Origin of the sequence: Roseofilum sp. SBFL (assembly GCF_017746885.1) — a bacterium.
GTDB lineage: Bacteria > Cyanobacteriota > Cyanobacteriia > Cyanobacteriales > Desertifilaceae > Roseofilum.
In genome coordinates this window covers 1-11,213 of the sequence record NZ_JAGHZH010000031.1, presented here as the reverse complement: position 1 = coordinate 11,213, position 11,213 = coordinate 1, and the positions used below count along the sequence as shown (strand labels likewise).

The 11,213-nt window shown below is 46.7% G+C and carries 10 protein-coding genes and 1 pseudogene; 3 read left to right on the top strand and 8 right to left on the bottom strand.

Annotated features, from left to right (window positions below; translation table 11 throughout):
* Positions 1–332: 332 nt before the first annotated feature.
* Complete coding sequence (locus J7545_RS03290; protein ID WP_413038697.1) at positions 333–593, bottom strand: DUF4926 domain-containing protein; 261 nt, start codon at positions 591–593, stop codon at positions 333–335.
* Positions 593–925 carry a DUF6883 domain-containing protein gene (locus J7545_RS03285; protein ID WP_318700546.1) on the bottom strand — a complete coding sequence of 111 codons (333 nt, stop codon included), beginning with the start codon at positions 923–925 and terminating at the stop codon, positions 593–595. Before J7545_RS03285 ends, J7545_RS03290 begins: the two co-directional genes overlap by 1 nt.
* 217 nt (positions 926–1,142) lie before the next feature.
* Between J7545_RS03285 and bchD the strand changes: the two genes are divergently transcribed.
* From bchD to J7545_RS03270, 3 genes are all read left to right on the top strand, one after another.
* Complete coding sequence (bchD, locus tag J7545_RS03280) at positions 1,143–3,170, top strand: magnesium chelatase ATPase subunit D (RefSeq protein ID WP_318719132.1); 2,028 nt, start codon at positions 1,143–1,145, stop codon at positions 3,168–3,170.
* A 192-nt stretch (positions 3,171–3,362) separates the two neighbouring features.
* Positions 3,363–3,575 (top strand): hypothetical protein, encoded by a 213-nt coding sequence (locus J7545_RS03275; RefSeq protein WP_318700544.1) that lies wholly within the window; start codon positions 3,363–3,365, stop codon positions 3,573–3,575.
* Between the two features lie 97 nt (positions 3,576–3,672).
* Positions 3,673–4,401, top strand: a complete 729-nt coding sequence (locus J7545_RS03270) for a Bax inhibitor-1 family protein (RefSeq protein ID WP_318700543.1) — start codon at positions 3,673–3,675, stop codon at positions 4,399–4,401.
* Between the two features lie 441 nt (positions 4,402–4,842).
* Here the strand turns inward: J7545_RS03270 and J7545_RS03265 are convergent, their stop codons facing one another.
* The 6 genes and pseudogenes from J7545_RS03265 to J7545_RS03240 all read right to left on the bottom strand — a co-directional run.
* A complete protein-coding gene (locus J7545_RS03265) occupies positions 4,843–5,094 on the bottom strand; it encodes a hypothetical protein (RefSeq protein WP_318700542.1) in 252 nt (83 codons plus the stop codon).
* An 84-nt stretch (positions 5,095–5,178) separates the two neighbouring features.
* A complete protein-coding gene (locus J7545_RS03260) occupies positions 5,179–5,838 on the bottom strand; it encodes an NAD(P)H-dependent oxidoreductase (protein WP_318700541.1) in 660 nt (219 codons plus the stop codon).
* Positions 5,839–5,916: 78 nt separating this feature from the next.
* A complete protein-coding gene (locus tag J7545_RS03255) occupies positions 5,917–7,077 on the bottom strand; it encodes a DUF4336 domain-containing protein (protein ID WP_318719131.1) in 1,161 nt (386 codons plus the stop codon).
* 132 nt (positions 7,078–7,209) lie between these two features.
* A complete protein-coding gene (locus tag J7545_RS03250; protein WP_318719130.1) occupies positions 7,210–9,426 on the bottom strand; it encodes a VgrG-related protein in 2,217 nt (738 codons plus the stop codon).
* Between the two features lie 36 nt (positions 9,427–9,462).
* The gene (locus J7545_RS03245) at positions 9,463–10,317 is read right to left on the bottom strand and encodes a hypothetical protein (RefSeq protein WP_318719129.1); all 855 of its coding nucleotides are present in this window, start codon (positions 10,315–10,317) and stop codon (positions 9,463–9,465) included.
* Between the two features lie 41 nt (positions 10,318–10,358).
* Positions 10,359–11,213 (bottom strand): annotated as a pseudogene (locus J7545_RS03240) (hypothetical protein); the annotation flags it as partial.

Genomic DNA, 11,213 nt, shown 5'->3' with positions numbered 1-11,213 from the left:
GTCGTCTACCTCAAGAGTGAGGTGAAGTCCAGACGCTCCCACCGATTGGGAACAATCTTCTAGTTTTCAAGGGCTTGAAGCCCTTGCCAGTCCTACGTTTCAGGTTTTATCCTTTGACTTTTGGACTGAACGAATCGCACCAGCAGCACTACGACCTTCAGTACTTTGTACATCATAGCCTAATGCTGCAAATGCCATCCACTTACCTTAGTTCTGTGAATGATTGGGATTCATAGAATATTCTACAAATTTACGTGGGTCTATTTCAGGTTCTGGTAACATTAACAAATGGGATCTCTGGTTGCCAAGAGTATTATCCGTGAGCGATCGCGCTACGCCACAGTCAATTCATAATGTAAAGCCATAATTTCATTTTCTTTTAAGGTTGCCATAGCGTATTCACAGCCTTGGCGATCGCAAAACTCGACTAAATAGAGAGGATCTTCTGCGCGATCGTATACTTCAACAATGGTTCCCACTTGTCCAGTTGGTAAACTAGGAATAGATTCATAATCTGGCTCTATTAAGGTTAGTCTTTCCCTTGAGATAGGTTTGAGGAGGGCTACAGTATCTAAAAGTTGTAAAGGTTTCATCATAGTTTGATAAAAGCAGAAATTAAACGGGGGTTTGGGTTAGTTGACGTAATTTCCCAGATGGTGCGAAGTGTAATCACTTCAGGATGAGGAACAATCCAATCCACTTTAAATTGTTCGCCAAATGGGGTGTTATCTTGTTGCACAACCTCACCCTCAATGGCCGCGTTTTCAATCATCTCTTTCAATAGATCTGCGTTTTCAGTAGTGATCCCCAAAACGGATGCAAAAACTTTAGCTTTATGTTTACCACTAGAATGGTCTGGATTGAGACAATAACCAATCAGCTTTTGCATTGAGATTTCAGCATTTTCACCATTGGGTAATTTCATGGTAAATATGACAATTAAATCTATTATACAATCACACTCGACAGAAGAGATAAAGTTGTCGCTATATTGTAGCGATCGCAAGTCTGAATTATGGTAACCATTCACCTGGAATGCTCTAACTCCAGAACAAAAGCGAAATTCCCCTATCTTCTCCACCCCCTTTTTCGGTATCCTAGAGGATGGTTAACTTTAGCCAACACTCTTCTATTGATATACCATGCCTGTTACCGAGTCTCCCTCTGCGATCGCCCCAAACCCCACGTCCTCCCGAAACTTTCCCTTAACTGCTGTTATCGGCCAAGAAGCCATTAAACTGGCGCTACTCCTGGCTTCTGTCGATCCAGGTTTAGGGGGAGTGGCGATCGCCGGTCGTCGCGGTACGGCAAAATCAGTCATGGCTAGAGCGATTCACGACCTGCTTCCGGCGATCGAAATCGTCAAAGACTCCTTCTGGAACCAAGCTCCCCACGATTCATTACATCCAGAAGCAAACACAGAAACTGAAATTATACCCGCGCCCTTTGTGCAAATTCCCCTCGGTATTACCGAAGACCGTCTCTTAGGATCGGTGGATGTGGAAGAGTCCGTTAAGCAAGGAGCTACCGTCTTTCAACCGGGACTGCTGGCAAAAGCCAATCGTGGCGTTCTCTACGTGGATGAAATCAACCTCCTGGATGACCAAATCAGTAACCAATTGCTCACCGTTCTCAGTGAAGGACGCAACCGCATCGAACGGGAAGGAATTAGTATTGAACATTCCTGTCAAGCCATTCTGATCGCCACATACAACCCGGAAGAAGGCTCACTTCGGGAACATCTCTTAGATAGGATAGCCATTAGCCTCTCTGCTGATGGTGTTCTTGGCCTCGATCAACGGGTAGATGCCGTAAGCCAAGCCCTGTCCTACACCCAATCTCCCCAAGCCTTCCTCGAAAGCTACACGGAAGAACTCGACAACCTGAAAACCCAAATTTTACTGGCGCGGGAATGGCTCAAAGATGTCACCATTACTCCAGAACAAGTCTCCTATCTGGTTGAGGAAGCCATTCGGGGAGCCGTGCAAGGTCATCGCGCTGAACTCTTTGCCGTGAAAGTGGCTAAAGCAGCGGCTGCCTTAGAAGGACGCACGGAGGTGAGTGCAGAGGATTTACGCACTGCCGTCCAACTGGTGATTGTGCCCAGAGCAACCGTAATTCAAGCCCCACCTCCGGATGAACCTCCACCGCCTCCTCCTCCCCCGGAACCTCCCCAAGACCAAGAGGATTGGGATCGCGATGATGACGACGAAGATCGAGAAGAAGAGGAGGAAGATCCCCCAGAAGAGAATGAACCGGATGAACCCAGTGTCCCAGAAGAATTTATCTTCGATCCGGAAGGCGTGGTTCTCGATTCCAGCGTGCTTTATTTTGCCCAAATGGCCAAACGGCACGGAAAATCGGGCAGTCGTACCCTGATATTTACGGACGATCGCGGCCGCTATGTCAAACCGATGTTACCCAAAGGTAAAGTGCGCCGCATTGCTGTCGATGCCACCCTGCGAGCAGCCGCTCCTTATCAGAAAGCCAGACGCGCCCGCAACCCCCACCGCCGCGTGATTGTGGAATCGGGGGATGTGCGATCCAAACGGTTAGCCCGCAAGTCTGGGGCGCTGGTGGTTTTTGTGGTGGATGCGTCCGGTTCTATGGCACTCAACCGGATGCAGTCAGCGAAAGGTGCGGTGATGCAACTGCTCACGGAGGCCTATCAAAATCGCGACCAGGTGTCCCTGATTCCCTTTAGAGGGGAGCAAGCGGAGGTCTTGTTACCCCCCACTCGTTCGATCGCCTCTGCCCGCCGTAGACTGGAAGTGATGCCCTGTGGCGGCGGTTCTCCCCTAGCCCATGGGTTAACGACGGCGGTGCGCGTGGGCATGAACGCCCAACAATCGGGCGATATTGGTCAAGTGGTTCTAGTTGCAATTACGGATGGTCGGGGAAATATTCCCCTGGCGCGTTCCTTGGGCGAACCCTTGGAAGGGGAGGAAAAACCAGATATTAAGAACGAGCTATTAGAGATTGCGGCTCGTATTCGTGCCCTGGGGATTAAGCTGTTGGTGATTGATACGGAACGCAAGTTTATTTCCACAGGATTTGGTAAAGAGTTAGCGAAAACGGCAGGTGGGAGTTATTATCATTTGCCAAAAGCAACGGATCGGGCGATCGCCGGGGTTGCCCGAAGTGCGATCGCCGATATTAAAGCCACATAATGGGGTAATTGGTAATGGGTAATAGGAATGAAAGAGTTGATGAGGCAATAGAAAAGCTCCTAACTCTCCCTTTCTCTGCTAACTCAGTGATTGATTCTCTCCGCGTCACCGCGTCCCCCTATCTCCCAATTTTCCGGAAGGAACCTCAACCCCCCTGCATCAGACAATCATAAGGGTTGAGGATTTCTGCTTATGTCTAGAAAAACTTGTCTGACGGATTGCTCCCAAAATTATTGTCCTTTTGTGCAAGATCCCAAAAATCCCCGTCGCTATGTTTGTCTCAAATGTGGGTTAGAGCGCTCCTTGGATAGACGCGATCGCGATTATCGAGAGGATGAAGGCGATCGATCCTCTGCTGCGATCCTCGCCCTCCTCAGTGTGATTGTGCTGCTGATCCTGATTTAGAGTAAAATAAACTGGGTGATTGTTTGAAACTCCATGGAGCTTTGCGCCACAATAGATAAGATATGGCTTTGTGATAGAGGTTTTACTTTAAACACCCATGAGTAACAGTTCAAACTTTCTCAATGACATTCGTGAAGCAAAGGGACAACTGGTTGTTGGACCCAATGTAATTCCTAACGCCCTTCCCTATGTCGGCGGAGGCTTGGTTTTAACAGCTCTCGGAACCTATGGTGGCTTAACTGTCATCCAAACTAACCCCAGTATCTTCATGCCCAGCTTTATTGTGGCCCTGATTGCGGAGTTAGTGCTTTTCTTTATCGCTAGAGGAGTGGCTGAAAAAGCGAATAACAGCACAGCCCTCCCCTTACTGGCAACCTATAGCCTCCTGTCTGGCTATACCCTCAGTGGCTTAGTTTACGTTGCCCTAGGGACTGAAGGCGTAGGGATGCAAGGCATTGCCTTCGCCGCTCTCGGTTGTGGAGTAGCTTTTGTTTTCGCTCGCCAAATTGGATCGAACCTCTCTGAGCAAGATGGTTTGGCTTTAACCCAAACCATTCAAATGGCTTTAGTTGCCTTTCTGGTGGTAATTTTAGCCCAAGTTATCTTTTCTCTCTTTGGCGTTTATACCCCCAACTGGTTAGAAATTGCCATTTCTGGTTTTGGCGTTTTCCTCTTCTGTGGCGTTGCCGTGGTAGATTTCTTTATTCTCCCCCGTACCTATCGGGATGAACAATATCTATCTGCCGCTCTGTCGATGTACCTAACGTACATTAACTTGTTTGTGTTTATCTTGCGCCTGCTGATTGCGATTTTTGGCCGAGATTAAGCGATTCACTGTAGATTAATGTGAATTAACATAAAGGCGGGTTAGCTGGAGGGGTTTCAGCTAACCCGCCTCCTTTAGGTGAACACATCTATAGCGCTTCACGCTAGGGAATGGGGAATAGGGAATAGGGAATGGGGAATGGGGAATGGGGAATGGGGAATGGGGAATAGGGAATGGGGAATAGGGAATAGGGAATAAGGGCGGAGAATGGGATCAACCCTGGCTATAACGAAAGATCTCGAACAAGCTATCCATGCCGTTTGCCAATATTTGTAAATACTATAGCGCGAAGCGCTATAACAAGAAAGAGACAGAAACGATCGCGGTTTAGCCAATCTTTTGGACTTGGCTAAAGTCTTTGGCTCCCGTGATTAAAAAATCTGCTTCAGCCGCGATCGCTAGGGCAATGAGTTTAGCCTCTTTATTGTAGATGACTGAATCCTAGAAAAGATCTTTTTTCTTCTTTTTCTTTTTCTTACTGATCAAATTTTCTTGAATAAACTTATAGCCTTTTATCCCTTTTTCGCGTAAGTTGGCAACCTCTTGATCGCTTAAACCATTTTTCTTGGATTTGTAGATCAAGTCAGAAGTTTCTTTACTACTCAAACTGTTGGTTGCTAGTTTTTCAACGGTTGAAAAGCTTTTTTTTAAGCTCTTCCTGGCTTTTTTGGAATTGAGTAGGTCATCAAGCATGAATGTTTTTTAGGGGGTAAGTGAGTTTAATGCGTTAGAGAGATGAGGGTCAAACATTCAGAGTGACCCTCAAAGTTGTAATGATTACTGAATATACTCTACAATGTCTTCAGTCGGATAGCGAACTTTGGGCAGTTGGCTGTATTTATCGTCTTCAGCACGATATCCAGCAGGACAGAGGAGAACGGAATGATAGCCTTTTGCGCTTAATCCGAGGATTTCATCGTATTTATCGGGGATAAAGCCTTCCATGGGACAAGCGTCTACACCTAGCATAGCGGCAGTAGTCATGAATTGACCGATCGCGATATAAACTTGCCGAGTAGACCAATCATCGACATTAAATCGATCGGGCGATCTCCCCAAAAACCCTTTAACCATCTTCCCAAACCCTTCTAGTTTTTCGATGGGGGTATTTCGCACTTGCGCCATATATTGGATATATCGCTCTGCTTCTGCTACACCAAAGTCTTTTTTAATCGCCAATACGACTAAATGGGAGGCTTCTACAACTTGGGTTTGTCCCCAAGAATGCTCCAGTAACTGCTGGCGCAAAGGAGAGTCTGTGAGGACAAAAAATTTCCACGGTTGCAGTCCAAAGGAAGAAGGAGTCAAGACTAAGCTTTGTTCTAGGACGTTCCATACCGGATCTGGAATTTTGCGCGTTGGATCGAATTTTTTGGTGGCATAACGCCACTGGAGTTGATTTAGGACGCTATCAGCGGAGACGGTATCAACAGTCATGGGTGTTTTCTCAAGAATGTTTAGTGCGATCGCATTGATTATCCTACCGCAGGGCTTAACCGAACAGAATCATTACCTCTAAACTTTCTGTTGTGCAGGGGGAACAATTCGGCGTTGGGATAAAGTGCGATCGATCGTTTGTAGAAGTTTGAGGTCTTCTGGGGGTAAGGAATAGGGACTAAGAGGATGTTGTTTGAGGAAGCAAAAGGCTTGTCGGAAGTCGTAACCTGTGGCACGAATGGGGGCACTAAAGTGACAGGGAATCAGACGCTGAAAGTCCCAGCGGGCAACTTTTTCAGACCAATTTAAAACTTGTTGGGGAGCGCGGTTGAGGATTAAAGTTTGCAGAACAGGAGCGACCCAAAGACGATTTTGTAGGGGTTGAAAGGCTTGTTTCCAATTGGGTTTCCAATTGAAGGGAAAGAGACCGAAGTAGGCTTTTTTAGAGCGGTCTGGGGCGCTGATGACTTTTTTAAAAACCGTTGACCATTGGGGCGTTTCAAGGACGCTGGGTTGGAAGTAGAGGGCAAACAGACAGATGCGTTGCCATCCTTTGCGGCGGTTTTCTGGGGTATCTTGAATGGGGTCTGAGGCGCTGTCTTTGGCGTGAAAGAGGAGAGGATAGGGGTCAAATTGGGCGATCGCCGGTGGCTGTTCAGAAAGAGAGATAATGGTATCTGTGACGCAGACTGTACCCGTAGCTCGGTGGAGCAAGGCAACTTCTTCAAATTGTCCTGGTCCGAGGTTAATCGGCCCTAGGATATGGTAGTCAAATTCGGCGCTAAACGGGGCTTGACGGCTGTCGACAGGTAAAATATGCGTTCGGTTGCCTGGTAACCCCAGCCAGGTCACCGGTAAATTAAAGGGAAAACTCCATTGGTGGGGAGCAATAAAGACCTGAGCTTGGGGGAAATGACGGGCGAAGGGACCGACAAAGATTTTATGTTCGAGTCCCGAAACCGTAGGCAGGATAATATATTTAACGTCTCCATGGAGATCGACTAATTCATTCACCAATCGCACACATTCGGGAGTAGGCGCAACCGGTGCATAGACCAGTAACCCCCCAGAGGAGAGTTTGATAATCGTCATGCGAATGGGAACGACCACGTAGAGAATCCCTTGAAGCTGGTCAAACGTCCAGATGGTGTCTTGGACGACTTCTTGGCGCAGGGTTCGCCGTTGACCGTAGGGATAGAGGGGTAAGAGGGGCCAAAAGGGCCAAGATAGGTCACTCAAGGGATGGGGGGATGGGGGGATAGGGAGATAGGGAGATGGGGGATTTAATCGTAGGATTAAAAGTTTATTTTTTCAAGAAGTAAATCTGCCCAAATTGCTTTTTATATTGTCTCATAGCTTGGAACTCTGGAGCTATGGCGCTGGAGGGGTTGGAGTTGGGGTAGGACTTGGACTCGGACTGGCTGGGTTAATGAGAGTGTTCAGTTGATTTTGAGTTTGTTGCAGTGCAGCATTTTGCTGTTGATCGAGGGTTTGTTGGCGTTGCTGCTCTTGCAAGAGTTGTTGTTGAGTTTGGGTGAGTTGGGTGGCTTGGTTTTGGGCTTGTTGCAGTTGTTGAGCCAGTTGCGCTCTAGCGGCATCTTGCTGTTGATCGAGGGTTTGTTGCTGTTGAACGTAGTTTTGGAAGCTTTGTTGTTGTTGAGTGACTTGTTTTTGTAGGTTAGCGATCGCTTCTCCCACATTAACTTGATTCGCCCCCAATCCGATAATCAGTTGTCCAGTCGTTAACGTTTGACTGGTAAGATGTCCAGATACATTAACTTGACCCAGACCTGGGTTAACTTGCACCCCTCTAGAGCTATTCAGGCTAGTAGTTCCCGTCGATTTTAGGGTAACATTGTGCCGGGCATCATCAAGAATATAGCGATGACCGCCTCTGGTCTGAATTTCGATGCGCTGGTTGCGGTCATCAAAACGGATTTTGTTTTGGCCGTTGGTGGTAATTTCCAGGGCGCGATCGCTATCATTGAGTTCTATCTCATGACCGGCACTACTGCGCAGATAAATCCCATCGCGACTGGCATATTGGTCTTCCTCCACAAACTGTAACGTATGGCCGCTAGGCGTTTTGAACGTTCTTAACCGTACTTTTCCGCGATCGGAAATCGTCCGATTAACCGGTTCTGGCGGTTTATCCTGCCCATTCCACAACCCACCAATAATATAAGGACGATGCACATCCCCATGTTCAAACGCCACCAACACCTCATCATTAATTTCCGGCAAACAATCAAACCCCCGATGTTTACCCCCACCCACACTCACCACCCTTGCCCACTGGCTCGCATGGGCGCTACCATCAGGTTCCGGATTCAGCGTCGGAAACTTAACCCGCACCCGCCCCAACCCCTCCGGATCTCGATTATGCGTCACAATACCCACCATCAACGTCTGTCCCGGCCGCAAGCGACTTTGGGGCGATAAAATATCAAAAATCGACCCCCCTCGCAATCCCCGAACACTAAACTCCGTCGTATAAATCCCCTGGTAATACAAATGGCGAGTTTCCGTCACATAATATCTGCCACTGTAGCGCCCCATCTGCGTTAGCTCAATCACCTTACCCACCTGAATCAAGGGATTCCCATTTGCATGGGCATCGGCATAGATAAACTCCCCCCCCAACTCATCATAAATCGCTTGAGCCATGCGATCGGCCTCATCCGGACTCGCAACCGGCTTATCCACCACAATCAGCCGAGGAGACGGTAAATTAGAGCCAAAACTATCCTCAATAAAATAGATACTGCTATCATTCGTATCGCTCGTATCCACAATTCCCTCGCCCTTTCCCTCCACATTCGTGATTAAATTGTGGCGATCCACCTTAGCCACAATCGGCTTCTTATACCGATAATCCCAACTCCGTACCTCAACCGCATCCACCTTCTCCGAACTCGTCACCCGCACCCGAAAACTCTCCACCTCCGTCAGCCAAGCCAACTGTAATACCTCACTCTCCGTCGGACTGCGGAAATGCAACTTCCCATTTTGCACAAACAACTCAAACCCAATTCGCGCCGCCCTCTCCCGCAAAAACTCCATATTCGTCTGATTTTCCTGGAAAACATAGGGGTGAGTCTTGCCACTATCATCAATATGCCCCCCCTGTATTCCCATTTCTGTAGCAATTTTCCGCACAATATCGCTATCCGTATAATCCTGAAACGAACGATTATACCGCCCTCGATGCAAACGATGCGACAAATCATACCCTCGAATCACGATCGGCGCTTGAGTCGTATTCGTAAAATGCGTCTCCATTCCCGTAATCTCGCCATCAATCAACCAATCCTGATTCGTCGCCTCATTTTCCTCCGACGTACTGCCAACAAAGCCAATCTTAACCTTTTTGCCCACTTGAATTAAGCGATCGTGTTGCCAAGTCTGTGTCTCATCATCCAACGGACTATACGGATTATTAATCACCAGCGTAAACATTCCTGGTAAATGCAAACTCTCCTCCACAGAAATTTGCAAAATATCCCGCATAAAACTACTCATCTCCTCCTCAGTTGCTCCCTCAATCTCAACCATAGGAGTCGAAACAAACAGCGTTTCATCACTCATACTCGTAATTCCTCAAAAAAACCGATCCACTCAATATTAAGTAGCGCCTTGAACAAAACTCTGGCGTTCGCTAAACTTACGACTAGCCACCCCTAGATCGACCTCTTTCAAGTTTAAGGTTACCACTGCCCTGACGGGTATTCCATTCGGCCGAAACATATTCAAACTATAATCCAAAGATTCCACCATGCAGCGCATATAAATCTTATCTCCCCAGATAAAATAAAACACAGGTGGTCGTCTTAATTCAATTGCCTGTTTTGACATATTTTCTGAACCATATTCCTCCAAACCATAAACATCAACACCACTAATAGATTTCGTAAACGAAGAGATCATAGAATCTCCAAGCGAAACCGCCAAGGTTCGTTCTTGATAAGAATAGTTCTTTCCATTGACTGTAACTTTTTGTTCATCAAATGGATCTTTAAATGAGCTAAAATCCACCGCATCTAGAAGGGGTTGAATTTGCGTTAAAACATTGGTTCCCGACTCATAGGTATCAAAGATCAAATTCGACAACGTAAGTTTGTAGGGTTCCACAAATCCAAAATTCACTTTAGGCAATCCCCGTTCCGTCCTTGCCCCTTGCATATCTTCAATCTTGACACTGCGATTAAATCGTAATTCCTCTGGATTAAACATAAAGCGAATAATGCTACTCGCTTCCCCATCCCTCGGAATCAACGCCGCTTTGACTAAACGTACATCCCCTTGTAGAAACTGCTGTTGATAGAGTTGGAGTGCAGCCTTCTGCTTTTCGGCCTCGACTATATCATAAATATCTTCTCGTTCTTTGTCTACGGCGATCGCTGCCTCCATCATCAGCAGATCTGCACCCGTTAGTACCGCTCCCTTAGTTGCCGACGTTAATGCATCCGAAAGTCCCATTTCCCACCTCCTTAATCCTTAACCCTTCCTATTTAACCAAATCACCAAGGCAAACGACCAGAGTAAAAAGAGCCATAGCGCTCTTGCTCAATAGTCAATCGTTGACGAATCAACCCATAAACCTCCCTAGCCAACAATTCAACCACATCCGTTTTATCCTCCTCCTTCTCTTCCTCTTCCTCCGTTTCCGTTGTAACATTTTCCGAATATTCATAAAGTTCTGTTTCATCCTTACTAATAGGCTTCACCGCACTCGCTTTACGTCCAGAAACCTTTTCCTTCAATTCACTTCTTGCCTTTAAAGACTCTTGAATCAACTGCTCTAAATTTCTAGGTTTATTCGTAAAATCACTACTAGAAACCTCCCCACTAGCACTCATAGAAATACCTGAAGGCAAAAACATAGACTGTTTAACATTTAGCTTTTTTTTACTTTTCCCTAAAATTCCCCTATTCCTCATCAAACCGTCTCCAGGATTAGCCAGACGACCTTGCAGTACATTGTCTGACACAGAAATTTCACTTAACACACTACCCTCAGAATTTAATATGGAGTTATTAAACTCCTCTGTTCTTTGTACAGAGGGAGTTGATTTTCCTGAGTTCCAGTTACTAGAAGAGTCAGCTTTTTCTTCTGTTCTTTGCACGGAGGGAGTTGAATTTTCCGAGGTGAATGTGCAAGAAAAGTCAGTGATTGCTTCTGTTCTTTGTACAGATTGAGTTGGGTTATTTGAGGCAAGTGTGGCAGAAGAGTTAGTGGTTTCTTCTGTTCTTTGTATGGAGGGACTGGAGTTTTCTGAGGCAAGTGTGGCAGAAGAGTCGGTGCTTTCTTCTGTTCTTTGCACAGAGGGAGTTAGGTTTTCGGAGGTGAATGTGGCAGAAGAGTCAGTGATTTC

Excerpts from the sequence above, each read along its gene's own strand:
- J7545_RS03260 (WP_318700541.1), bottom strand. The coding sequence starts at position 5,838 with ATGACTGTTGATACCGTCTCCGCTGATAGCGTCCTAAATCAACTCCAG.
- J7545_RS03275 (WP_318700544.1), top strand. The coding sequence starts at position 3,363 with ATGTCTAGAAAAACTTGTCTGACGGATTGCTCCCAAAATTATTGTCCT.
- J7545_RS03285 (WP_318700546.1), bottom strand. The coding sequence starts at position 925 with ATGAAATTACCCAATGGTGAAAATGCTGAAATCTCAATGCAAAAGCTG.
- J7545_RS03270 (WP_318700543.1), top strand. The coding sequence starts at position 3,673 with ATGAGTAACAGTTCAAACTTTCTCAATGACATTCGTGAAGCAAAGGGA.
- J7545_RS03245 (WP_318719129.1), bottom strand. The coding sequence starts at position 10,317 with ATGGGACTTTCGGATGCATTAACGTCGGCAACTAAGGGAGCGGTACTA.
- J7545_RS03290 (WP_413038697.1), bottom strand. The coding sequence starts at position 593 with ATGAAACCTTTACAACTTTTAGATACTGTAGCCCTCCTCAAACCTATC.
- bchD (WP_318719132.1), top strand. The coding sequence starts at position 1,143 with ATGCCTGTTACCGAGTCTCCCTCTGCGATCGCCCCAAACCCCACGTCC.
- J7545_RS03250 (WP_318719130.1), bottom strand. The coding sequence starts at position 9,426 with ATGAGTGATGAAACGCTGTTTGTTTCGACTCCTATGGTTGAGATTGAG.
- J7545_RS03265 (WP_318700542.1), bottom strand. The coding sequence starts at position 5,094 with ATGCTTGATGACCTACTCAATTCCAAAAAAGCCAGGAAGAGCTTAAAA.